Source organism: Sphingomonas sp. BL-S-30, from assembly GCF_055521475.1.
Window position 1 is genome coordinate 687,951 of sequence record NZ_CM145481.1, and the last position, 23,520, is coordinate 711,470.

The window sequence follows — 23,520 nt, forward strand, 5'->3', positions numbered from 1 at the left end:
CCCCGGCTGCCGTTAAGGCGCGCCGCCGCTGGTGGCGCTGGCTGGTGGGCGGCCTGCTGGGCATCGTTGCCTTGCTGATGGTCGGGCTGGCGGTGCTCGATACCGCCATTGGCCATCGCTGGGTGGCGGACCGGATCGCGGCGCTGCGGCCCTCCAACGGGCTGCGCTACAGCGTCGGGCGGATCGAGGGATCGCTCTTCTCCAAGGCGCGGCTGATCGACGTCCGCATCTCCGATCCCAAGGGCCTGATCTTCTACGCGCCGCGCGCCGAACTGCGCTGGGTCCCCTTCGCCTGGCTCGACAACCGCCTGCATATTCGCAGTCTGGTCATCCCCCGCGCGACCCTGGCCAAGCTTCCCCAGACGATCCGCACCGGCAAGGCCGGGCCGTTGCTGCCCTCCTTCGATATCCGGATCGGCGAGTTGCGCGTCGACCGGCTGGCGGTCTCACCGAAGATCACCGGCGTGGCGCGGATTGGCCGGCTGGCCGGACGGGCGGAAATCCATGCCGGCCGTGCGCTGGTCGATCTGAACGCGATGGTCGAGGGCAGCGACACGCTGACACTGAAGCTCGATGCCGAGCCGGATCGCAACAAGTTCGACGCGGACATCCATGCGCGCGGCAGCGCGACCGGCGTGCTGGCGAAGCTCGCCGGTTTTGCCCGCCCGATCGCGATGGACGTATCGGGCGACGGCACCTGGACCGTGTGGAAGGGCATGGCGCGCGCCGATGTCGGCGATGTGCGGCTGATCGATCTCGCGCTGACCAATCGTTCGGGCACCTATGCGCTGACCGGCACCCTCAACCCGGCGCCGCTCTCCAAAGGGAAGCTGCAGCGGCTGACGACACCGCGCGTGATCGTCAACGGCGCGGCAACCCTCGCCGAGCGGCGGCTGGAGGGCAGTCTCAACCTCCGGTCGGCGGCCATGGCGGTCGACACGGTCGGCACGGTGGATCTGGGGCAGGGCGCGTACCGCAACCTGCGGATCCATGCCCGGCTGCTCCAGCCAAAGGCGCTGTTCCCCAATATGAGCGGCCGCGGGATCGAGCTGCGCGCAATCCTCGACGGCGTCTTTGCCACCGCGCATTTCGACTATCGCCTGACCGCGGACCGCTTCGCCTTCGACCAGACCGGGTTCGAGGTCGCGCGCGCCGGCGGCGCCGGCAATTTCTCGAAACAGCCGATCAAGGTGCCGATCCGTTTCACCGCCGCGCGGGTGACCGGTGTCGGCGACGTGGCCGGCGGCATCCTGCGCAATCTCAGCCTGGACGGCGTGCTGCGCGTCACCAGCAAGTTCGTCATTGGGGACGATCTCCGCGTGAAATCGGACAAGCTGACCGGGCGGATCAACCTGATCCTCGACCTGGCGACCGGCAAGTTCGAGGTCGGGATCAACGGTATGCTCGGGCGCTACCTCATCCCCGGTCTCGGCATCGTCGACGTCAAATCGACCCTGCGCGTGGTGCCCGGCCCCGGCGGCCACGGTACACGGGTGATCGGCACCGGCACGGCGCAGATGGTGCGGCTCGACAACGCTTTCTTCCGCTCGCTCACCGGCGGCCTGCCGAAGCTCGTCACCGGGCTCGAGCGCACGCCTGACGGCATCCTCCATCTCAACAATCTGGTGCTGACCTCGCCCTCGCTGCGACTGGCCGGCAACGGCATTCGCCGTCGCGACGGCACCTTCCACTTCGAGGGGCGCGGGACTCAGGCGACCTATGGCCCGCTGACCCTGAAACTCGACGGCAAGATCGAACGGCCGACGCTCGACCTGGTGTTCGAACGGCCCAACGACACGCTGGGCCTGGCCGGCGTCGTGGCGCATCTCGATCCGACCGCGCGAGGCTTTGCGTTCACCGCGCGGGGCGGATCGCGGCTCGGGCCGTTCGACGGCAAGGGCGAGATCCTGTTGCCGCCGGGTGGTGGTGGATCGATCCAGATCGACGAACTGAACGTCAGCGGCAGCAAGGCGACCGGAACCCTGGCGATCGTCGATGGCGGTTTCGACGGGCGACTGGCCATTGCGGGTGGTGGTCTGTCGGGCGAATTGCTGTTCCGTCCCGTCGGCAGCATCCAGCGCATCGAAGCGCATCTCGACATCGCCGCGGCCACGTTCGCCAACAACGTCACCTTGCGACGCGGTCGGATCGATGCGGTGATGCTGCTCGATCCGGCGGGGACGTCGATCGAAGCGACGGCGACCGGCGCCGGCCTCCGGCGCGGCACGCTGTCGCTCGGGCGGGTCGCGGCCAACATCTCCCTGCGCGGCGGGCGCGGCCAGATCCGCGCCTCGATCTCCGGCTCGCGTGGGCGCGCCTTCGATATCCAGACCGTGACCGAGGTGACGCCCGACAGTTTCACCCTGACGGCGCAGGGCACGCTCGATCGCCGGCCGATCAAGCTGGTGACGCCGGCGGTGTTCACGCGCGACGGCGATGGCTGGCGGCTCGCGCCCGCCAGATTGAGTTTTGCCGGCGGCGAGGCGGAAGTCGCGGGGCGGTTCACCGGCGCATCGAGTTCGGTCGACGCGACACTGTCGCGCATGCCGCTGTCGATCCTCGACATCGGCTATCCGGGCCTCGGGCTGGGCGGCACTGCCTCGGGCAAGCTGTCCTTCACGCAAAGCCGCGGGGCGGCGCCGACCGGACGGGTCGACATGACGGTGCGCGGGTTGACCCGGTCGGGACTGATCCTCTCATCGCAGCCGGTCGATGTCGGCATTGCCGGCATCCTCCAGCCGGGCAAGGCAGCGGCGCGCGCCGTGGCGAAAAGCGGCGGCAAGATGGTCGGCCGCGCCCAGGCACAGCTCACCCTGTCGGGTTCGGGCGATCTGCCGACCCAGCTGGCCAACGCCGCGCTGTTCGCGCAGCTTCGCTATGACGGCCCAGCCGATACGCTGTGGCGGCTGACCGGCATCGAGCTGTTCGACCTGACCGGCCCGATCGCGATCGGGGCCGATCTTGGCGGCAAGGTCAATGATCCGCAGATCCGCGGCGTGGTCCAGGCGAAGAATGCGCGGATCGAAAGCGGCGTGACCGGCACCCTGCTCACCAATGTCGAGGCCACCGGGCGCTTCGGCGGGTCGCGCCTGGTGATCGACAGGTTCGCGGCGGACGCGGGCAAGGGCGGGCGCGTCACCGGCACCGGCAGCTTCGATCTTGCCGCCGCCAACGGCTTCGGCATCGACCTCGCGATTCGCGCGGAGAATGCGGTGATGATCAACCGCGACGATATCGGCGCGACCGTCACCGGGCCGCTGACGATCAAGTCGGACGGCCAGGGCGGGGTGATCGGCGGCGACCTGCTGCTCAACAAGAGCCGCTACCGGCTCGGCCAGGCGACCGCGGCGAGCGCGGTGCCGCAGCTCAACATCCGCGAGATCAACCTGCCCGGCGGCGGCGAGGAGGACGATGTTCCGCGCAAGCCGTGGCGGCTGGCAATCAAGGCGCACGCGCCCACCGAATTGACCGTCAGCGGTCTGGGACTCAGCAGCGAATGGTCGGCGGACCTCCAGATTGGCGGCGCGCCCGAAAACCCCGCCATCACCGGCGAGGCGGACCTGATCCGCGGCGATTACGAATTCGCCGGCCGGCAGTTCGAGCTGGTGCGCGGCCGTATCCGCTTCGCGGGCGAGGTGCCGGCCAACCCGTCGCTCGATATCGCGGCCAATGCGGATTCGACCGGGCTGAGCGCGACGATCCGGGTCACCGGCTTCGCGCAGAAGCCGGAGATCAGCTTCACCAGCACACCCGCGCTGCCGGAAGACGAACTGCTCTCGCGGTTGCTGTTCGGCACCTCGATCACCAATCTCTCGGCGCCCGAGGCGCTTCAGCTCGCGGCGGCGGTCGCGGCGCTGCGCGATGGCAGCGGCGGGCTCAACCCGATCAACGCGGTGCGCCGCGCGGCGGGCCTCGACCGGCTGCGCATCCTGCCCGCCGATCCGCAGACCGGCGCGGGCACCTCGGTCGCCGCAGGTAAATATATCACCCGCCGGCTTTTCGCCGAGATCATCACGGACGGCGCCGGCTATTCCGCGACCCAGGTCGAATTCCAGGTCACCCGCTGGCTGTCGATCCTGTCGAGCATCTCCACCCTCGGCCGCCAGAGCGCGAACCTCCGGGTGTCGAAGGATTATTGAGTTTTTTAGGTAAGCTGCGCGTCCCTCATCCGTCACGCCGGACTTGTCCGGGTCCATCGATCCGCAAACCCCACCGCTGCGGCGCTTGCGGAGCCATGGATGCCGGAACAGGTCCGGCATGACGATCTGGATTGGGAAGCGTGTAATTCAGCATGCATTCGTCGAAGCAAATCTACCGGCTCGACATGATGAACTGGTTGCCATCGGGATCGCGGAAGCGCGCGAAGGTCCCCCAGGGCTGTTTCTCCGGCGGGCCATCGAATTCCACCCCGCGCTCGCTCAACTGGCGATAGCTGTAATCGACGTCGTCGCACGCGAAGGAGCCGTTGAAGAAGCTGCCGATCCGATCCTCATGCCCCTCGGGCGTGAACAGCACCACACTGGTCTCCGCGCCGGGAATGCCCAGCTCGATCCAGCGCTGAGTCTCGCCCATCGGCTGGTCGGTCACGACGCGGAACCCCATCTTCGTCGTCCAGAAAGCGAGCGCGCGGTCCTGGTCCGTCGTCGGGATGCTCACGAACTTCATCATCTTGATCATCGCCGTCTCCTTTGGGTGCCAGCCTAGACATGGGGCTTGCGGCCGGGGAGGGGTGCAGGCATTGCCATGGCAATGAATGCCATATCGCTCGACTCCTATGTGATCGACACGCTGATGGGCGACCTGGTCGGCCATGACCGCCGGCCATCGGCCTTTCTCGTCTATCTGCTGATCGAGGCGAGCAGCCCGGAGGCGCTGAGTTACGCCACCATCGCCGAGCGTACCGGCCTGTCGCGCCGATCCTGCCAGGCAGCAGTCGCGCACCTTGAGCGTCGCCGCCTGATCGACGTGGAAAGGCGCTTGGAAAATGAGGCGGCGAGCTACCGGCCGCTTCGCCCCTGGCGGCGTTAGAGCCGCGTGGCCACGGCGTCCACCAGGCGACCGGGCAGCTCCGGTGCCATATGCGGATAAAGGTCGGGCTCGATCGCCTCCAGCTCCATCAGCGCCAGGCTGCCGTCCGCGAGCCGCAACAGGTCGACCCGGGCATAGAGCGGTGCGTCAGGCAGCGCCGCGATCACGGTTTCGGCCAGCGCCCGTTGCGACGCTTCGGGCTCGAACCGGCTGAATTGCCCCCCGAATTGCGGCTGGATGCGGAAATCGCCCGGTTTCGCCACCTTGCGCACGGTATGGCTGAAGGCATCGCCGATGAACAGGAAGGAAAGCTCGCCCTCACCGGAAACCGCCGACACGAATGGCTGCACGATCGCATCGTCGAGCGGCTCGACTGCGTCGCCCGGCCGGACGCGCACCGTGCGGTAGCTCCCGCCCGAAACCTGCGGCTTCACCACCAGCTCCCCGGCGCCGAACCGTTCGAACGCCGCCGCGACGCTCGCCGTGTCGGCGCGGCCGAACCAGCTCGGTACGATCGGAATGCCCGCCGCTGCGAGCTCGCGCAGATAGGTCTTGCGCGTGTTCCAGGCGAGCAGGGCAGGGGCGTTGAGCAGCAACCGCTCCGCCGGCCAGGCGGCGAGGATCGTCTCCCAGCGCGCGACGTCGAGATGATAGCCCCAGGCGAACAGCGCCAGCGTGACGTCGCCGTCTCCCGGTCCCTGGTCCCAGGGCCGGGTGGCAAGCGCCATGTCGCGCGCCGCAAAGGCCGCACGATACTGGTCGAGGATCGCCACCGCCGCCGCGCCATAGTCGCTGGCGGCGGCGGGCATCAGGACATCGATGGTCAGGGTCATCGGGTCAGGCGGGTTCGCCCACGATGCTCTTCACTTCCATGAAGTCGGTCAGGCCATATTTCCCGCCCTCCCGGCCATTGCCCGACTGCTTGTAGCCGCCAAACGGGCCGCTGCCCTCGGGCGACCAGGAGTTGATCGTCACGAGTCCGGCGCGCAGCCGCGGCGCGACCTTCGCCGCGGCGGCGGGATCGCCCGAGATGGTGGCGGACAGGCCATAGGGCGTGTCGTTGGCAAGGCGGATCGCCTCGTCCTGAGTCTCATAGGAGGTGATCGTCGCAACCGGCCCGAACGTCTCTTCCTGCGCGATGCGCATGTCGGGCGTGACGCCGGTGAACAGGGTCGGCTTGATGAAATACCCCGCATTGCGCCCGTCAGGCCGCCCGGTGCCGCCGGTGACCAGCGTCGCGCCTTCGTCGATCGCTGACTGGATCAGGCCCTGGATTTTCTCATATTGCGCCTTGTTGACCACCGGGCCGATATGCGCGCCCATCACGGATGGATCGCCTACCTGAGTCGCCTCCATCATCGTCTTCACGATCTGCGTCGCGTCCTCGACCTGCGAGGCATGGACCAGAAGGCGGGTCGGTGCGATGCAGCTCTGGCCCGAATTGGCGAGCACGCCCGACACCGTCGGCGGCAGCACGCTGGCGAGATCGGCGCCCTCGAGTACCAGGTTCGGCGCCTTGCCGCCCAGTTCCTGATGCACGCGCTTCACGGTCGCGGCGGCGGCCTGCGCCACCGCGATGCCGGCGCGGGTCGATCCGGTGAAACTCACCATGTCGACGTCCTTGTGGCTCGACAGCGCCGCGCCCACACCCGGCCCGTCGCCATTGACCAGGTTGAACACGCCCGCCGGCACGCCGGCCTTTTCCAGTATCTCGGCGAGGATCATCGCGCAGGCGGGCGATTCCTCGCTCGGCTTCAGTACCATGGTGTCGCCGGCGGCGAGCGCGGGAGCGACCTTCGCGCAGATCTGGTTGAGCGGCCAGTTCCACGGCGTGATCATCGCGACGACGCCCAGCGGCTCATGCACCACCCGGGCGCGGCCCAGGCGCTCCTCGAACTGGAACGCGTTCAGCGCCTTCAGTGTGTTCATGAAATGACCAAGCCCGGTCGGTGCCTGCGCCGCGGTGGCGAAGCCGATCGGCGCACCCATTTCCTGGCTGATCGCGGCGGCGAGATCGGGGATGCGCGCCTTATATTCCTCGATGATCCGGCCGAGCAGCGCGGCGCGTTCCTCGACGCTGGTCTGCGACCAGCTCTCGAACGCGCGGCGGGCCGCGGCGACCGCCTTGTCGACATCGGCGCTGGTGCCGAGCGTGATCTCGGTGCAGGGCTGCTCGGTCGCCGGATCGATCACCTCATGGCGCGTGCCGCCCTCGCTCTCGACCCAGGCGCCGTCGATATACTGGTTGAGGTAGCTCTTCATCCTCGCCTCCGATTTTTGAATTCGCGGTACGGTGTTGCGGTCTAGATGGCGGGCAACGCGAAACGTTGCAACCTGAAACGCGATGATTATGTGCACCTCATCCCAGCAGGAGACCGACACATGGCGCGCGTTGCACGGATCGAGCGGACCGGTGGTCCGGAGGTGATTCAGTGGGTCGATATCGACCTGCCCGATCCCGGTCCCGGTGAGGTCCGCATGCGCAACACCGCGGTCGGGCTGAACTATATCGACACCTATTTCCGCAGCGGCCTCTACCCCGCCGAGCTGCCGGCCGGCCTTGGCGGCGAAGCGGCAGGCGTGATCGAGGCGGTCGGCCCCGGCGTCGACGGAGTCGCGGTCGGCGACCGGGTCGGTACCTTCGGCCCGGCGCGGGGTGCCTATGCGACCGAACGCAACCTGCCGGCGGACCAGGTGATGATCCTGCCCGACAGCGTCGACGATCGCACCGCCGCGGCGCTGCTGCTCAAGGGATGCACGGCGGAATTCCTGGTCGAGCGCTGCGCCAAGGTGCAGGCCGGCCAGACCGTGCTGGTCCATGCCGCGGCGGGCGGTGTCGGCCATCTGCTGGTCGGCTGGCTCAAGTATATCGGGGCGACGGTGATCGGCACGGTCAGTACCGAGGAGAAGGCCGAGCAGGCGCGTGCGGCGGGCGCCGACCATATCCTGCTGTACAAGCAGGTCGATGTGGCGAAGGAGGTCCGCGCGCTGACCGGTGGCAAGGGCGTCCCGGTGGTGCTCGATGGCATCGGCAGGACGACCTGGCAGGTCTCGCTGGCCGCCGCGGCGAAGCGCGGCCTGATCGTCAGCTATGGCAATGCCGGGGGCGCCGTCACCGATGTGGCGCTCGGCGTGCTGGCGGCCAAAGGCTCGCTGTTCGTCACGCGTCCGACCCTGTTCGACTATTATCTCGACCATGCCGAGAAACAGGCCGGCACCGACCGCCTGTTCGAGATGCTGGCGGCCGGCGCGATCGTGCCGGAGATCGGCCAGACCTTCGCCCTGGAAGATGCCGCCGAGGCGCACCGCGCGCTGGAGGCGGGCGAGACGCGCGGGGCGACGGTGCTGATCCCTTAATTCCTGCCCGTGCCGGGCAGGATTGAACTATCCGGGATACGGTGCGCCCTTCAGCAAGCCGGCCAGATGCGCCGCATTCCCCGCCACCATCTTCGCGGTCTCCAGCACTTTGTCCGGCGTCTTCTCCAGATCCTTGAAGTCGACATCCCCCATCGCCTCGCCAACCCAGTAACAGGCGGCGACCGCAGGGATCGTCCAACCCACATCGTTCAGCGACTGAAAGATCTGCGAGGACGACATATGCGCCCCGTCCTCATTGCCGACGATCGCGGCGATCGCGACCTTCGAGTAGCTCGGCATCCGCCCCTGATCATCGGTTTCGCTCAGGAAGGCATCCATCCGCTCGAGCACGCGCTTGCCGACGCTGCCGACCTGGCCCATCCAGATCGGCCCGCCGAAGATCAATATGTCATGCGCCAGGATCTTTTCGCGCAGCGCCGGCCATTCGTCGCCATCGCCTTCATCGGAGGTAACGCCCGGCTTGATGTCGAACGCTGCGACACGAATCGTCTCGGTCACCTCCACATCCACCCTGGCGAACGCGTCCTTCAGCACCGCGATCATCGCGTCAGTGGAAGATTCCTTCGAGGCGTCGGCCTTGAGCGTGCAGTTGAGGGCGATGGCTTTAAGCGTCATGGTCGGGTTCCTCGTGATGGTGCTCACCAGCAAACGAGGAGCGATCGAAACCTATCCCTTTGACGAGGCGACGAAATGACCCTGGCGCTTCTCTTCCTCGCCGGCGCGCTGCTCTGCAACGCCATTCCCCATCTCGCCAGCGGCCTGAGCGGCGATCCCTTCCCGACGCCCTTCGCCACACCCCGCGGCATCGGCAATTCGCCGCCGCTGGTGAACATGCTGTGGGGCTCGGCCAATCTCTTCGCCGGCGTGGCGCTGATGATCCTCTGGCTGCCGGACGCCGGCCTGCTGCCTGGTCTGGTCGCCGCAGCGGCCGGCTGGCTCGCAATCGGCGCCTATCTTGCCTGGCATTTCGGCAAGGTCCGGGGGTAGAGCGCTCGTCGCGAAGCGATCACCCCAGCGTCCGCGCTGCCAGCCCCGCGCAGTCCGCGTCCGTCGCCCGCGGCCCCTGCGTTCCGGCGATCGACCGGCCGATCGCCTTGAAGATATTGCCGACCGACTTGGTGCCCGGCGCGAGCCCGATGTCGGGCGCCTTGATCGACCCGCCGATGGTCAGCGATCCGGGCAGGCGCAGCACGCTTTTCTCCTTGGGCGCGCCGGTCACGCGGATCGCCATCTGCTCGGACGGGAAGCCGATCGTGCCGGTGCCGTTCGCCTGGCTGCGAGTCGTGTCGATCAGGAACGGATCGGTCGTCCCGACCCCGCGCCGGACCGAGAGCCGGACGATCGCGCAGCGCAGGGTCGACCGCGCGTCCTTGTCGGTGAACAGCCCGCGGCCAAGATCCAGACCGAGGAAAGAGGCGATCTTCGCCGGCAGCACGCCGTCCCGCGCGACCAGTCCGATCGTGCCGTCCGAGGCGCCGACCACTTCGCGGATCGTGCTGCCGGTGCCGGTCAGCTTCACCCGGCCGTCGACGCGCCCGTCGACCTCGCCATCGCCGCCCGCGAGCGTGGCGATGCTGCTGCCGCGCATCGTCAGGTCGATCCGCACCAGCGGCTCCCTGCGCCCGCCGCGCTGATCGACTCGCATCGATCCGGTGATGGCGCCGCGAGTCAGGTCGAGCGCGAACGGGGCAATGGTCATCAGCTGATGGTCGATCGTGATGGTGCCGCGCATCGCCCGCAGCGACGAGGGCTTGGCGCTGACCAGCTGCCGGGCGGTGAAGGCGATGGTGCCGTCGGTACGGGTGATCTTGCGGATGTTGATCCGCGTGTCGGGCACCAGCCGCGGCCCGATCGCCTGGCGCTTCGCCGCCGCTTCGGCGGCGCCCGCGCGTGACGCGAAATCGTCGAAGTCGAGCCGGTTGGAGAAGACAGCGCCGTCCAGCTTGGTCCGCCCGTCGACCTTGCGCACGGTGACGTGACCCGCAATGTCCGACTGGCCGATCAGTCCGCTCAGCCCGGTGACCTTCCACATGGCCCCGTCGCGCCGGGCATGGGCCTTGAGCCGGACCGGGCGGGTGCCGAACAGGCCGGCCTCGACGATCGAGTCGACGAATTTCAGATCGTCGGCGCGGGCGGTGACATCCATGCTCAGCGCGCCCGGATCGAGCGGCGCATCCATCGCCCCGATGATCGTCATGTCGAGCGCGGCACCGCGGATCGTCGCACGGAACGGCCAGGGCTTACCTTCGGCGCCCTCGACCGCGGGGCCGCGCGCCGCGATCGTCACCGGCTCGCCGCGCACCACGCCGGTGCCGTCCAGCGTCACGCCGTGCTGCGGATCGGCGGCGATCGCGGCGGTGAAGGTGCGTTGCTGAAAGGCGTCGCGATAGGTGATGCTGCTGTTCGCGATGCGCAGGCTGGTCGGGGAAATCGCATCCCCGCCGCCGCCATCCTGCGCGGGGTCGTCGGGCTTGCTCCAGCTCTTGCGGCGCTGCGCGTCGCGGACGAGCACGAGGTGCGCACCGTTCACGTCGATCGTGCCCGGGCGGAACTGGCCGATCAGCAGCGGCAATACCGGGAAGCGCAGCGTCGCGCTGTCGACCTTGATCAGGTCGCCCGTCCCGGCCCAGCTCGCCTGCGGGATGCGCAACCCCCGGATCGCGACGGTCGGCGAGAGCGAGAAACCGTCGAGCCGCTCGACCGAGGCGATCGTCACCTTCCGCCCGAAACTGTCGCTCAGCCGCGACTCGATGGTCGATTTGAACATTCCCCATGGCATCATCGCGAGCACGACCAGCGCCACGACGAGCAGCGCAATCACGCCCCCGGCGGCGAGATGGAGTCGCCGGTCGGCGAGGACAGTGCGGATGGTCATCGCGGGAAGGACGAACCGACCGGCGGATCGTTCCGTTTGCCGGACGCCCGATTCCCCGGGACGGGCGGTGGCCCGCTCATGCGGCAGGGGGTGGCCCATCGTCTTGCGGGCCGCCGGCCGGCCATGGATCATTGGCCGGTCCAGGCCTTCGCCGCCGCCCCGCGCCGAACCGGATCGGCACCGGCCGCAGCAGCACGCGGCCGGCCGCGGATTGCGTCGGCCACCGCGTCGGCAGCGCTTCGCTTTCGACCAGCGCCATCAGGTCCCGTTCGGTCGGCGCGGCGGCCCAGGACAGCGTTATCCCGTCCAGGCCGTCCAGAAGCAGCGCGCTCGCCGGTGAGATGCACCAGATTGGCCCGCGCCAGCCGGTCCGCTCGATGATCTGGCGCACGGCCAGGGCCCCGCCGCAGGAATGGACCAGGATTCCGCCGACACCGGTCGGGACGGGCGTGTCGCCGAGTTCGGCGGGATCCACCGGCTCCATGTCGTACACCGGTACATGGTCGACCCGGAAACCCTTGCCGGACAGGCGTTGGCTGAACCCCGGTGACGTCCGGCGCGCGCAGAATTCGGTCAGCCGTCCGCCGGGCGGCAGGACATGCGCGAGCAGCCCGGCCAATATCCCCGCATCGTCGCCGGTCGAGGTGATGTTCGCATAGCCGGCCGCACAGGCGGCGCGGGCGACTCCTTCCGACGCAGCGAAGACGGCGACGGTGTCGTTCACCGCTGGCCGGCGGTGGTGGCGGACGGCATGCGCGCTGGTGAACATGATCGCGTCGGGCCGGCCTGTCCCCGGCTCGTGCTCGATCGCCCGGGTGCGGAGCACCGGCACGACGATCGACCCATAGCCCATCGCTCTCAGGCGCCGGGCGGTCGCGAGATTGTCGGGCGCTGCCCGCGTCACCCACAGAGTCATGGGGTAAGCTCGGCGTCGCGCGGCGCGACCTTCATGATGCGCAGGGTGCGTGTCCGACCCTGTCGATCGGGCCAGACGATGCGATCGCCTTCGCGCAGGCCGATCAATCCCGCCGCGACGGGCGTCAGGATGGAGATGCGCCCGCGCTCGACATCCGCTTCATTGGGATAGACCAGGCGGACGGTGCGGCGCACATCGCTGCTCTCGTCGAGATAGTCCAGCTCGGCGTTCATCGTCACGGTCCCGGGCGGCAGCTCCCGTGCCGGGTAGAGAATGGCCCGCTCGAGTTCGGCCAGCAGAAGCGAGGAGGCGAGGGGGTTGAGATGCCGACGCTCGAGCGCCAGCATTTCCAGACGGCGGCATTCCGCGTCGATTAGGCACGGCACAGGCGCCGCGCAGGCAGATATGGCAGGTTGGGGAATCACGATTGTCCATCCGCTGAAGGGCCGCCGTTCGGCAGCGCTGAAATTTCTATGGCGAGATGACACCCGGGCACCGGCGGCGAAGCCGAGCGGAACCCGGGCTAGCCGCGTGCGGCGAGTTGCCCCGAATGGTCGCGAAAGCGGTCGTGATGCGCAGCGATCTGCATGGCGGCAGGATGGGCCGGGAGGCCGGGCAAGTCAAACATTGCCGCCCGATAGAAAAAGGGCGCCCGGATCGCTCCGGACGCCCTCCCTCTCGAAACGAATTCGATCAGTAGGAATAATACATGTCGTACTCGACCGGGCTCGGGGTCATTTCCCAGCGCGCCACGTCTTCCATCTTCAGCTCGATGTATGATTCGATCTGGTCGGGGGTGAACACGCCGCCCTTGAGCAGATAGTCGTTGTCGGCCGCCAGATTCTCCAGCGCCTCGCGCAGCGACGCGCAGACGGTCGGCACCTGGGCGAGCTCTGCCGGCGGCAGGTCGTACAGGTTCTTGTCCATCGCCTCGCCCGGGTGGATGCGGTTCTGGATGCCGTCGAGGCCGGCCATCAGCAGCGCCGCGTAGCAGAGATACGGATTGGCCATCGCGTCGGGGAAGCGCACTTCGACGCGCTTCGCCTTGGCGCCCGTGCCGTACGGGATGCGGCACGATGCCGAGCGGTTGCGTGCCGAATAAGCGAGCAGCACCGGCGCTTCATAGCCCGGGACCAGACGCTTGTAGCTGTTGGTCGACGGGTTGGTGAAGGCGTTCAGCGACTTGGCATGCTTGATGATGCCGCCGATGAAATACAGGCAGGTGTCGCTCAGGCCCGCATAGCCATTGCCCGCGAACAGCGGCTTGCCGCCTTCCCAGATGGAAAGGTGGGTGTGCATGCCCGAGCCGTTATCTTCCTTGATCGGCTTCGGCATGAAGGTGACGGTCTTGCCATAGGCCTGCGCGACCTGGTGGCAGACATATTTGTAGATCTGCATGCGGTCGGCGGTCAGCGTCAGCGTGCCGAAGGTCAGGCCGAGCTCATGCTGGGCCGCGGCAACCTCATGGTGATGCTTGTCGCAGGGCAGGCCCATTTCGAGCATGGTCGAGACCATCTCGCCGCGGATGTCGACGGCGCTGTCGACCGGGCCGACGGGGAAATAACCGCCCTTGGCGCGCGGACGATGGCCGAGGTTGCCGCCCTCATAGTCGCGGCCGGTGTTGGTCGGCAGCTCGATATCGTCGATCTTGTAATAGCTCGTCGCGTAGCTCGTCTCGAACTGCACATTGTCGAACATGAAGAACTCGGCTTCCGGGCCGATATAGATGGTGTCGCCGATGCCGGTGGTCTTGAGATACGCTTCCGAGCGCTTCGCGGTCGAGCGCGGGTCGCGGGCATAGAGCTCGCCGGTCGAAGGCTCGACGATGTCGCACACCAGGATCAGCATCGGCGTCGCCGAGAAGGGATCGGTCCACACCGCGTCCAGATCCGGCTTCAGGATCATGTCGGACTCGTTGATCACCTTCCAGCCCGCGATCGACGATCCGTCGAACATGAAGCCGTCGGTAAGCTCGTCTTCGCCGACGACGGACGACACCATCGTCAGATGCTGCCACTTGCCCTTGGGATCAGTGAATCGCAGATCGACCCACTCGATCTCCTGTTCCTTGATCATCTTCAGGACGTCGTTCGCCGAATTCGCCATATGCCCCTAGCCTTTCTGGAAATGTCGTTTGCCCGATAGAATCGGGAATCATGATGTTGCCCCGGAGGGCCCTGCTGTCACAAAATGCTGCGTTGCGTCAAATAGCGTCTTCGTTGCGCTCCCCCGTACGAATGCGGAGCGCGGTTTCGACCGGAATGACGAAGATCTTGCCGTCGCCGATGCGGCCGGTCTGCGCGGCGGCGGCGATCGCCTCCACCACGCGGTCGGCCAGCGCGTCCTCGACCACGACCTCGAGCTTCACCTTGGGCAGGAAATCGACGACATACTCCGCGCCGCGATACAGTTCGGTATGCCCCTTCTGGCGCCCGAAGCCCTTGGCCTCGGTGACGGTGATGCCGGATACGCCGACTTCGTGCAGCGCCTCCTTCACTTCGTCCAGCTTGAACGGCTTGATGATAGCCTCGATCTTCTTCACGTCGGTACGCCCCCGGGGTAAGTGGTTGGCCAGTCCGAGCCGCCAAAAACTGAGCGGGCGTCCATGCCTGTCGGCAACCCTTACAACAAGCGTGCCAGCCGCGCGAGCGCGGAACGCCGCGACGCGACGCGCGATTCGCGCGCCAACCTATGCCTAACGCCCGTGCAGGCGGGCAGGGGCTGCCCTATTTTGCGGCAGTGTCCGGCGTTGTCGGCAGACAAGAGGCCAGTGCAAAAAGGGGGCAGAGCGAATTGCCGCTCAATCCGCTCGACCGCGATCGGGCAGGGTCAGGATCATTGCCTCCTCCGTCACGCCGCCGAGGGTATCGGCACGCCCTGCCCGGCGGCGGCCCGGCCCGCCAGCTCGAGCATCCGTGAAGCGATTTCGCGCTCGCCCATCACCACATGCGCGACCTTCAGCTTTTCCAGATGCTGCACCTCCGCGTCCGAATGCGCGCGTGCGATGATCGGCACCGCCGGATTGAGCGTGCGCGCGCGCTCGACGATCGCGCCCGCTTCGAACCCTTCCGGAATCGCGATCAGCAGTTTGTCGGCACTGTCGATCCCCGCCGCCATCAGCGTTTCGGCATCGACGGCATTGCCGCGCACGACGACCGCCCCATCGGCTTCGGCGCGTTTCGCCGCCACGTCCTGGTCCTCGACCACGATGGTGTCGCGCCCGCGCAGCGCCAGGTCGCGGGCGATCAGCCGGCCGACCCGGCCATAGCCGATCAGGACGACATGACCCTTGCGCGGCGCGGGCTGCGGCGCGTCGTCGCGCTCGCCCTCGGCCTTGCGCAGCCGGGAGGCGACCAGCGAAAAGATGAACGGATTGAGGAAGATCGAGATGATCGCGCCCGCCAGGATCAGGTCGTTCGCTGCCTTGGGCAGGATCTGCAGGCTGGTGCCGAGGCTGGCGAGAATGAAGGAGAATTCGCCGATCTGTGCAAGGCTTGCCGCCACCGTCAGCGCGGTCCGGTTGGAATGGCCGAAGACGCGGACGATGGCATATGCCGCGATCGATTTGCCGAACACGATGATGCCCACGGTGGCAAGCAGCGGCAGCGGCTGCCGCACCACCACCGACGGATCGAACAACATGCCGACCGACACGAAGAACAGCACCGCGAACGCGTCGCGCAGCGGCAGGGTCTCCTCCGCCGCCTGACGGCTGAGCTGAGTCTCGCCCAGGATCATGCCGGCGAAGAAGGCGCCGAGCGCGAAGGATACGTCAAACACATAGGCTGCGCCGAAAGCGACGCCGAGCGCGATCGCCAGCACCGCGAGCCGGAACAGCTCGCGCGACCCGGTATGCACCACCCAGTGCAGCGCCGCGGGAATGATCCGGCGCCCGACCACCAGCATCAGCGCGATGAACCCGGCGACCTTGGCGAAGGTGATCAGCATCGGCACGATCAGCGTCGACGCGCCCCCGCCATCGGCGCCGTTGATCACCTTGGCGAGCGGCGGCAGCAGCACCAGCGCCAGGACCATGGCAAGGTCCTCCACGATCAGCCAGCCGACCGCGATCCGGCCGCGCTCGGTCTCGACCAGCTTGCGCGATTGCAGCGCGCGCAGCAGCACCACGGTGCTCGCCACCGACAGCGCCAGCCCGAACACGAAGCCGGCGAACAGGCCCCAGCCGAGCAGCAGCGCCAGCCCGATGCCCAGCAGCGTCGCCACCGCGATCTGGACGATCGCCCCCGGCACCGCGATGTTGCGGACGGACAGCAGGTCGCGCAGCGAGAAATGCAGCCCGACGCCGAACATCAGCAGGATGACGCCGATCTCGGCGAGCTCGTTGGCCAGGTCTCCATCAGCGACGAAGCCGGGAGTGAATGGCCCGACGATGACGCCGGCCAGCAGATATCCGGCGATCGGCGACACCTTCAGCCGGTGCGCGATCGATCCGGTGACGAAGGCGGTGAACAGCGCGGCGACGATGGTGGCGATCAGGGGCGTATGGTGCATCGGGTCTCCTTGACGGGGTGGTAACGGCACGCGCCGGGCGGGCCGGTGCCGGCGGACGAAGCGCCCGCCGGCGGTCGAGTCATTGGGCGGTGCTCGCGACCGCGGCGATCATCGCCGCGCTTGCCGCAATTCCCGCCCACAGGGCGGCGGCGAACCACCAGGGCGGCCGCTTGGTTTGTCGGGTCATCACTCATTCCTTGTCGAAAAGCGCAAGGGGGCGGATGAGGCCGCTCCACCGGGCGCTTCCTTCCGATGCGGCATGCAGCGTCGTGCGCTGGTCAGTGCCGCGACGAACCGGGTGGCGGCCCATGTCGTCACGGGTCGCCTAGGCGCGGGAGGGCGGACCCCGAGGGTATGCGGCGCCGCTTGGTGCAAAGACCGACGGCGATTGATCGACCGCGCCATCAAGGGCGATCGTCGGTTTCGGTACGATACCGACAGAGGCGATGGCGGCCGGAATCACCAGCGCATCGGCGGCGGGAATATCCCTGTCCCTCGGCCGCACCGCATCGGCCTGAGTCAGCCGGGAAGAAGGCTCCACGCTGCGCAGTGCAACGATGGTGGTCGACGGGTTGAACGCGGATCCGACCGCGCTGGTTTGCGGCAGCCCGATCGGCAGAAGAGCGCAGAGAAGCGTGGTGGCAACGGTCAGCCATACCGCACCGGCGAACAGCCGCAGCGTGTCCCTCATGTGTCCAAGCTTCGTGATGTGCACCCTCTCTCCCAGCCGTGGCGTAGCATTCTCCCTGAGATAACGGACGAGGCCGATAATCGATCCTCGGGGTTGGGGAATCCGGAGCATGGGCTTTCGCGCGGAAATCTGCATAAGGGCGGCGCGCCGGGGGCGGCGCGAGGGGGAATCGGTGGCCATTTCCAGAAGCGACAATCGGCTGCCGCTGATCGCGTTCATCGTCTTTATCGACATGGCGGGTATCGGGCTGATCATCCCGATCCTGCCGTCGCTGGTCGAGAGCCTCGGCCATGCCGATGTCGCGCATGCGGCGCTGATCGGCGGCGAGCTGCTGTTCGCCTATGCCGCGATGCAGTTCCTGTTCGCGCCGGTGATCGGCGGGCTCAGCGACCGGTTCGGGCGCCGGCCTGTGCTGCTCGGCACCCTGGTCGCGCTTGGCATGGACTATGCGATGATGGCCTGGGCGCCGACCCTCGCCTGGCTGTTCGCCGGGCGGCTGATCTCGGGCGTGATGGGCGCGACCTGGGCGGCGGCGAACAGCTGCATCGCCGACATCTATCCGCCGGAACAGCGTGGCCGCCTGTTCGGCCTGCTCGGTGGGGCAGGGGCCTCGGGCTTCGTGCTCGGCCCGGCGATCGGCGGGTTGCTCGGCACCATCGGCCTGCGCCTGCCGTTCGTCGCGGCGAGCGTGCTGGCGCTGTCCGGCGCAGTGATCGGTTTCTTCATCTTCACCGAGACGTTGCCGGCCGACCGGCGCCGCCCCTTCACTCTCGCCCGCGCCAATCCGTTCGGCACGCTGATCCGCATGGCGCGCTATCCCTTCGTGCTGGGCATCCTCGCGACGATCTTCCTGATGCAGCTCGCCGCGCAATCGCAGCTCTCGACCTGGGGCTATTTCCTGATCGCGCGGCTGAACTGGTCGCCGCTCGATATCGGCCTGTCGATCGCGACCTTCGGCATCACCATCGCGATCGCGCAGGGGCTCGTCACCGGCCACGCCATCGCGCGCTTCGGCGAGCGGCGCAGCGCCCTTTTCAGCCTCGCTTTCGGCCTGCCCAGCTATCTCCTGCTCGCCGTCGCCGGCTCGGGCTGGATGATCTATCTCGCGATTGTCATCGGTGCCCTGACCGGCATCGCCTTTCCCGCGATGCAAGGCATGATGAGCAGCCGGATCGAGGAGGATGCGCAGGGCGAGCTGCAGGGTGCGGTCGCCAGCACGGTCGGCCTGACCGCGATCATCGGACCGCTGGTGATGACCTCGGTGTTCGGCCATTTCGCCGATGCGAAGGGGGTGTATTTCCCCGGTGCGCCGTTCGTGCTGGCGAGCGGACTTCTCGTCGCGGCATGGCTGTTGCTGGCCTGGACGATCCGGCGGCATTTCGCGGCAAAACCGACTGCGTAGCGGGCGGCAACGTCCCCGCATTGGTGTTGGTCAGGGAAGCGAAGTCGCTCGACTGCGCAGCAGTTCCACGATCATGGCGTTTTGATCCACATATGCATCGATGACCGAGATATTCTTGGTCAAAGCTGCTTCTGATATCCCAATTTCACGCATGAGAATAAGGTTTGCTGTTGTAGGTCTAAGGTCTCTTAGGCTTTCAGTAGTATATTGTCGTAAAGAGATTGTACTATTTTCGCTCTCGATTTTCTCGAGGGTGTGGTATATTTCTTCTATATCGGGTTCGGTGCCGGTTAATCGCGAGCTCAGGATTTTCGACAGGCCTTCTGCTTTTATTTTCGAAATTTGCATTTTCGCATCGTTCTCTGCCATCGACAGCAAGAGTCTCTCACGGGCCGCTACGAAAAGTTCGTTCCGTATCTGCCGCCGTGCTGACAAGGCTATTGCCGTTCCGGCGATCGACAACACGACAGACACAATATTGCCGGCGTCCTTGATGTTATCAAGGTGCGACATGACGTAATTGAGCATGGCGTATCTCCCCGCATTCTTTTTATACGATTTTCGCCAGTAAATCAGCCGATGCCGCCATAATGGTGAAGTCAGATGGCGCCCGATTTCGATGACACTGTGAGTAAAAGGGGTCAGAGTGATTTTATGCCTCTCTGCTCTGCGACCGCCGACGGCATGACAAAATTCGCCGGCGCCGCCTGCCAATTTGTCGCGCGGTTCCTTTGTGAATCGCCAATTTCGGCGCGACAATTGCGCTGACTTTTGTCACACGCGCGCATTGAATTCTGGCACCCGAAAGCTTGATTCAACCATCCCCCGCACCCCGCTAAACCGGCGTCATGTCCCGAGGTCGCCCCAGCCCCTATCGCCCCGATTTCGCCGAGCAGGCGCGGAAACTCTGCCGCAACGGCGCAACCGACCGCGAGATCGCCGATATCCTCGGCGTCTGCGTGCGCACCTTCTATCGCTGGCGTGCCGAGCATGACGACTTCGCCGAGGCGCTCCGGACCGGCAAGGAACTGGCCGACGACCGCGTCGAGCGCGCCCTGTACGAGCGTGCCTGCGGTTATGATTATGACGATAAGAAAATCTTCCACCCGAGTGGCGCGAAGGAGCCGGTGATCGTGCCGATCCGCGTCCATGTTCCGGCGGATGTCGGCGCCGCCCGGCAATGGCTCGCCAGCCGCAGACCGAAACGATGGGGCGCAGTCAAGGAAGCGCCGGAGGACTTCAACCTGGTCGAAGCGCTGGAGAAAGCCCAGGTCCGCCTGGAAAAACACCGGCGCGAAAAGGCGGAGGAGGAGGCGATCCGTTTCGAAACCCGAGTCGCCGAGGAACTCGCCCGGCGCGGGCTTCAGGCGTAAGGCGGCTGGTGCAGGCCCTTGGGGCTGGTCGTGAAGATCTCGCAGCCACCCTCGGTGATGCCGATCGAATGCTCGAACTGCGCCGAGAGCGAGCGGTCGCGCGTCACCGCGGTCCAGCCGTCGTCGAGCAGCTTCACGTCCGGGCGGCCGATATTGATCATCGGCTCGATCGTGAAGATCATGCCCGGCTTCAGCTCGGGCCCGGTGCCGGGGCGGCCGACATGCACCACTTCGGGCGCGTCGTGGAACAGCTGGCCGAGGCCATGCCCGCAGAAATCGCGGACCACGCCGTAGCGATGCTTCTCGGCATGGACCTGGATCGCATTCGCGACGTCGCCAAGATGATTGCCGGGCCTGGCCTGCTCGATGCCGAGCATCAGGCATTCATAGGTCACGTCGACCAGCCGCTTCGCCTTGATCGGCACGTCGCCGATCAGATACATCCGGCTCGAATCGCCGTGCCACCCGTCAAGGATCGGCGTCACGTCGACATTGACGATGTCGCCCGCCTTCAGCGTCTTCTCGCTCGGGATGCCGTGGCACACGACATGGTTGATCGAGATGCAGCTCGAATGGGTATAGCCGCGATAGCCGAGCGTGGCGGGCACGCCGCCGCGATCGGCGATGAACTGGCGGATCATGTCGTCGATATCCGCGGTGGCGACGCCGGGCACCATGTGCGGCACGACCATGTCGAGCGTCTCGGCGGCGAGGCGGCCGGCCCGGTGCATGCCATCGAACGCCTCGCGTCCATGGAGCTTGATCGCGCCGGTGCGGCCGGCGGGCGCATCCGGGGTAACGGTTACATATTCGGTCATTCCGGAGATATAGCGTGCAACGGCGCACTTTGCGAGGGCGGGGTTACCAGTCTATGCGCACGTTATGAGCGAGAGGATCTGGACAGCAGCATTGGTGGTGATCGGTGACGAGATCCTCTCGGGCCGCACCCAGGACAAGAATGTCGCGCAGGTCGCGGCCTGGCTCAACGTGCAGGGCATTCGCCTCGCCGAGGTCCGCGTGGTGCCGGACGTGACGGCGGCGATCGTCGAGGCGGTCAACGTCCTGCGCGCCCGCAACGACTATCTCTTCACCACCGGCGGCATCGGCCCGACTCATGACGACATCACCGTCGATGCCATCGCCGAGGCGCTGGGTGTGCCCGTCACCTTCCATCCCAAAGCGGTGGCCGTGCTCGAACGGTACTATGAAACGCGCGGCGGCCTCACCGAGGCCCGTAAGCGCATGGCCCGCGTGCCCGAAGGCGCGGACCTGATCGAGAACCGCATGTCCGGCGCGCCGGGCATCCGCATCGGCACCATCTTCGTGATGGCGGGCGTGCCGCACATCACCGCGGGCATGCTCGATGCCCTGACCGGCACCCTGGAGGGCGGGCTGCCGGTGATCTCCCGCACGATCGGCTGCTGGGTCGCCGAGAGCGAAGTCGCGGTCCTGCTCGGCGAAGTCGAGCGCGCCTATGCCGGCGTCGCGATCGGCAGCTATCCCTTTTTCCGCGAGGGGCGCACCGGCGCCAATTTCGTGGTCCGCTCGACCGACCAGGCGATGGTCGATGCCTGCGTGGCGGATCTCACCGCCCGGCTCGAGGCCGAGGGCAGGGTGGTGGTGCCGGACGGGATTTAGGCTATCTAATAAATCGCCGTCTGCTCGATAGTGACGCGCCGGATATCAGCTTGGTCGGCGCCATGCTTTGCCCAGACCTGTTCATTGACGATCGTCAGGGTAATGACCTCTTTGCCCTCGTCAAATTGTCGCTTGGTGTTGAGTCCCAGCTCGTCCTCTCGAATAGTAGAGGCAGCGCCGTTCTTTTCGAATTTCGTTTCGACGTTAACGAGTTGCTTGAGCGACAATCTGCGCAAGATCGCCAATGCGTCGCACTGCCTTGCTGGCGGATGCCCGCGAACTTGATGACAAATGACGTCGAAGCCCAATTTGCCTGCTCGAGCCTGTTGCAGCGCCAGGTCGAGCAGATATGCCCCACGTCCGGCAGCAACTAGCGTCTCCTCCGAGAACATGTGGCCAAAGTCGCGATAAGTGTCGCAAGCCTTGTCTCTTGCGCCATCGGTGGGCTCGGGCCCGGTAGGGTGACGCCATATGCCGTATCGCCGATCTACTTCCAGATCGTCCTCGAAAAAATCTCTCTCTTCGATCCTGTCGCGTACAATCTTCTTGGGGACTGAGTACACCTGAACCCGGCAAAGCCAGGAGCCGTAAGGCTTTGGAATGGAATAAAACTGAACTCCGTTGGCCATCGGATGACCGTTCCGGCTGTCTCCGATTAATTTGCGTCCTACGCGCGCCATCAGCAGTGCACCCAAATCGGGAGTCCGGAGATGTTCCATTGCGGCAAGGCTAGGCATCGGCCCGCCTGAAACGGTGGACACGACCGGCCTACGCATCGTGAACCCTACAATAAAGCCGACGACCAGGGCCGCCGCCGCTACGAAATAGGACCACCCCCGCATGCCCCAACCCTAGATCCTCCGCCTTCCGGCACAAGTCTCGATATCATGATCGGAAAAGCATCTTCTTCCCCGCTCGTTGCGCGCATGACATAACCCCATGGTAGAACATTGCACGGCCAACCCGGGAGGCCTTGATGATCGATGTTATTCCGCTGCTGATGGTCACCCTGTTCGGCGTCCCTGCGCCTCAGCAACAACCCAGCTTCAGCTGCGCCAGGGCCACGCACCCGCTCGAAAAGACGATCTGCGCCAATGAGCAGCTCGCCCTGCTCGATAGCCTGGTCGCCGAGGCATATCGCGACAAGCTCGCCATCGTGTTCGACAAGGTCGCGTTCCGCACCCAGCAGCGCAACTGGCAGCAGATCCTGCGGACCCGCTGCGTGAAGACCTGCCGCGCCGCCGATGTGGAGCGCGATTATACGCAGCAACGCGCCTTCCTCGAAGGCTTCAGGGAGGAGGACTGGTCCGCCAGCTACAAGACGGCCGATGTCGCCTATCTCCACATCGCGCACGAAGGGCCGATGCAGTTCAGATTCACGATCAAGCGCGACCTGGAAGGCGACAAGGCCGAATCGCTCTGCGCGCTGGCGGGCGCGGAACAGATCGCGACCTTCTCCGACAAGGCGCCGCTGGTCCAGGCGCGCTGGGTCGGCGGCGGCGCCTGCACCGTCGATTTCGGGTTCGATCGCGACAAGACCGGTCATGTCACGCGTATCGCCGTGACGAGTTCGGCCGGGTGCAAACGCTATTGCTCCAACAAACATTATTCGATCGACGACAGCTACACGCCCGACAATATCTGGGCGGCCGGCAATCAATAGGTAATACCCTCCTGACATAAGCATTTCGCCGGGCTAAACGTCTG

Annotated in this window: 22 protein-coding genes; 8 read left to right on the forward strand and 14 right to left on the reverse strand. The window is 66.4% G+C overall.

Features of this window, described 5'->3' with window-relative positions; all coding sequences use genetic code 11:
- Window positions 1–77: 77 nt before the first annotated feature.
- On the forward strand, window positions 78–4,139 hold the full coding sequence (locus ACZ1I5_RS03010) for a translocation/assembly module TamB domain-containing protein (protein WP_465173883.1): 4,062 nt from the start codon (window positions 78–80) through the stop codon (window positions 4,137–4,139).
- Between the two features lie 172 nt (window positions 4,140–4,311).
- On the opposite strand, the gene ACZ1I5_RS03015 is transcribed toward ACZ1I5_RS03010, so the two are convergent.
- Window positions 4,312–4,677 carry a VOC family protein gene (locus ACZ1I5_RS03015; RefSeq protein WP_465172261.1) on the reverse strand — a complete coding sequence of 122 codons (366 nt, stop codon included), beginning with the start codon at window positions 4,675–4,677 and terminating at the stop codon, window positions 4,312–4,314.
- Window positions 4,678–4,749: 72 nt separating this feature from the next.
- Between ACZ1I5_RS03015 and ACZ1I5_RS03020 the strand changes: the two genes are divergently transcribed.
- Window positions 4,750–5,028 carry a helix-turn-helix domain-containing protein gene (locus tag ACZ1I5_RS03020; RefSeq protein ID WP_465172262.1) on the forward strand — a complete coding sequence of 93 codons (279 nt, stop codon included), beginning with the start codon at window positions 4,750–4,752 and terminating at the stop codon, window positions 5,026–5,028.
- Here ACZ1I5_RS03020 and ACZ1I5_RS03025 read toward each other — a convergent pair.
- Window positions 5,025–5,861, reverse strand: coding sequence for an ATP-grasp domain-containing protein (locus ACZ1I5_RS03025; RefSeq protein ID WP_465172263.1), 837 nt, complete (start codon window positions 5,859–5,861; stop codon window positions 5,025–5,027). The two genes, ACZ1I5_RS03020 and ACZ1I5_RS03025, sit on opposite strands and share 4 nt — an antisense overlap.
- A gap of 4 nt (window positions 5,862–5,865) precedes the next feature.
- Complete coding sequence (locus ACZ1I5_RS03030; protein WP_465172264.1) at window positions 5,866–7,290, reverse strand: aldehyde dehydrogenase family protein; 1,425 nt, start codon at window positions 7,288–7,290, stop codon at window positions 5,866–5,868.
- 120 nt (window positions 7,291–7,410) lie between these two features.
- Here ACZ1I5_RS03030 and ACZ1I5_RS03035 point away from each other — a divergent pair, with 120 nt between their 5' ends.
- Entirely contained in the window at window positions 7,411–8,385 is a 975-nt protein-coding gene (locus ACZ1I5_RS03035; RefSeq protein WP_465172265.1) for a quinone oxidoreductase family protein, read from the forward strand.
- A 27-nt stretch (window positions 8,386–8,412) separates the two neighbouring features.
- On the opposite strand, the gene ACZ1I5_RS03040 is transcribed toward ACZ1I5_RS03035, so the two are convergent.
- The gene (locus tag ACZ1I5_RS03040) at window positions 8,413–9,021 is read right to left on the reverse strand and encodes a flavodoxin family protein (protein WP_465172266.1); all 609 of its coding nucleotides are present in this window, start codon (window positions 9,019–9,021) and stop codon (window positions 8,413–8,415) included.
- 75 nt (window positions 9,022–9,096) lie between these two features.
- Here ACZ1I5_RS03040 and ACZ1I5_RS03045 point away from each other — a divergent pair, with 75 nt between their 5' ends.
- Window positions 9,097–9,393, forward strand: coding sequence for a hypothetical protein (locus ACZ1I5_RS03045; protein ID WP_465172267.1), 297 nt, complete (start codon window positions 9,097–9,099; stop codon window positions 9,391–9,393).
- Window positions 9,394–9,412: 19 nt separating this feature from the next.
- Here the strand turns inward: ACZ1I5_RS03045 and ACZ1I5_RS03050 are convergent, their stop codons facing one another.
- The 7 genes from ACZ1I5_RS03050 to ACZ1I5_RS03080 form a co-directional block, all read right to left on the reverse strand.
- Window positions 9,413–11,281, reverse strand: a complete 1,869-nt coding sequence (locus tag ACZ1I5_RS03050; protein ID WP_465172268.1) for an AsmA family protein — start codon at window positions 11,279–11,281, stop codon at window positions 9,413–9,415.
- A 76-nt stretch (window positions 11,282–11,357) separates the two neighbouring features.
- A complete protein-coding gene (locus ACZ1I5_RS03055) occupies window positions 11,358–12,197 on the reverse strand; it encodes a uroporphyrinogen-III synthase (RefSeq protein ID WP_465172269.1) in 840 nt (279 codons plus the stop codon).
- Window positions 12,194–12,544, reverse strand: coding sequence for a GreA/GreB family elongation factor (locus ACZ1I5_RS03060; RefSeq protein WP_465172270.1), 351 nt, complete (start codon window positions 12,542–12,544; stop codon window positions 12,194–12,196). The genes ACZ1I5_RS03055 and ACZ1I5_RS03060 overlap by 4 nt, the downstream gene beginning before the upstream one ends.
- Window positions 12,545–12,890: 346 nt before the next feature.
- Window positions 12,891–14,303 (reverse strand): type I glutamate--ammonia ligase, encoded by a 1,413-nt coding sequence (glnA, locus tag ACZ1I5_RS03065; protein ID WP_465172271.1) that lies wholly within the window; start codon window positions 14,301–14,303, stop codon window positions 12,891–12,893.
- Window positions 14,304–14,400: 97 nt separating this feature from the next.
- Window positions 14,401–14,739, reverse strand: a complete 339-nt coding sequence (locus ACZ1I5_RS03070; RefSeq protein ID WP_332718811.1) for a P-II family nitrogen regulator — start codon at window positions 14,737–14,739, stop codon at window positions 14,401–14,403.
- A 308-nt stretch (window positions 14,740–15,047) separates the two neighbouring features.
- Window positions 15,048–16,709: a YbaL family putative K(+) efflux transporter gene (gene ybaL, locus ACZ1I5_RS03075; protein WP_465172272.1), complete on the reverse strand. Its 1,662-nt coding sequence runs from the start codon at window positions 16,707–16,709 to the stop codon at window positions 15,048–15,050.
- 325 nt (window positions 16,710–17,034) lie between these two features.
- Window positions 17,035–17,424 (reverse strand): hypothetical protein, encoded by a 390-nt coding sequence (locus ACZ1I5_RS03080; RefSeq protein WP_465172273.1) that lies wholly within the window; start codon window positions 17,422–17,424, stop codon window positions 17,035–17,037.
- A 148-nt stretch (window positions 17,425–17,572) separates the two neighbouring features.
- Between ACZ1I5_RS03080 and ACZ1I5_RS03085 the strand changes: the two genes are divergently transcribed.
- Window positions 17,573–18,802 carry a TCR/Tet family MFS transporter gene (locus ACZ1I5_RS03085; RefSeq protein WP_465172274.1) on the forward strand — a complete coding sequence of 410 codons (1,230 nt, stop codon included), beginning with the start codon at window positions 17,573–17,575 and terminating at the stop codon, window positions 18,800–18,802.
- Between the two features lie 30 nt (window positions 18,803–18,832).
- Here ACZ1I5_RS03085 and ACZ1I5_RS03090 read toward each other — a convergent pair whose 3' ends face one another.
- A complete protein-coding gene (locus ACZ1I5_RS03090; RefSeq protein ID WP_465172275.1) occupies window positions 18,833–19,516 on the reverse strand; it encodes a hypothetical protein in 684 nt (227 codons plus the stop codon).
- Between the two features lie 134 nt (window positions 19,517–19,650).
- On the opposite strand from ACZ1I5_RS03090, the gene ACZ1I5_RS03095 reads away from it, so the two are divergent.
- Window positions 19,651–20,175, forward strand: coding sequence for a helix-turn-helix domain-containing protein (locus tag ACZ1I5_RS03095; RefSeq protein ID WP_465172276.1), 525 nt, complete (start codon window positions 19,651–19,653; stop codon window positions 20,173–20,175).
- On the opposite strand, the gene map is transcribed toward ACZ1I5_RS03095, so the two are convergent.
- Window positions 20,166–20,993 (reverse strand): type I methionyl aminopeptidase, encoded by an 828-nt coding sequence (gene map / locus ACZ1I5_RS03100; RefSeq protein ID WP_465172277.1) that lies wholly within the window; start codon window positions 20,991–20,993, stop codon window positions 20,166–20,168. The genes ACZ1I5_RS03095 and map overlap by 10 nt on opposite strands.
- A 64-nt stretch (window positions 20,994–21,057) precedes the next feature.
- On the opposite strand from map, the gene ACZ1I5_RS03105 reads away from it, so the two are divergent.
- Window positions 21,058–21,813 (forward strand): competence/damage-inducible protein A, encoded by a 756-nt coding sequence (locus tag ACZ1I5_RS03105; protein ID WP_465172278.1) that lies wholly within the window; start codon window positions 21,058–21,060, stop codon window positions 21,811–21,813.
- A gap of 5 nt (window positions 21,814–21,818) precedes the next feature.
- Here ACZ1I5_RS03105 and ACZ1I5_RS03110 read toward each other — a convergent pair whose 3' ends face one another.
- Window positions 21,819–22,532, reverse strand: coding sequence for a hypothetical protein (locus ACZ1I5_RS03110; protein ID WP_465172279.1), 714 nt, complete (start codon window positions 22,530–22,532; stop codon window positions 21,819–21,821).
- A gap of 257 nt (window positions 22,533–22,789) precedes the next feature.
- Between ACZ1I5_RS03110 and ACZ1I5_RS03115 the strand changes: the two genes are divergently transcribed.
- Window positions 22,790–23,476, forward strand: coding sequence for a lysozyme inhibitor LprI family protein (locus ACZ1I5_RS03115; RefSeq protein WP_465172280.1), 687 nt, complete (start codon window positions 22,790–22,792; stop codon window positions 23,474–23,476).
- The last annotated feature ends 44 nt before the right edge of the window (window positions 23,477–23,520 follow it).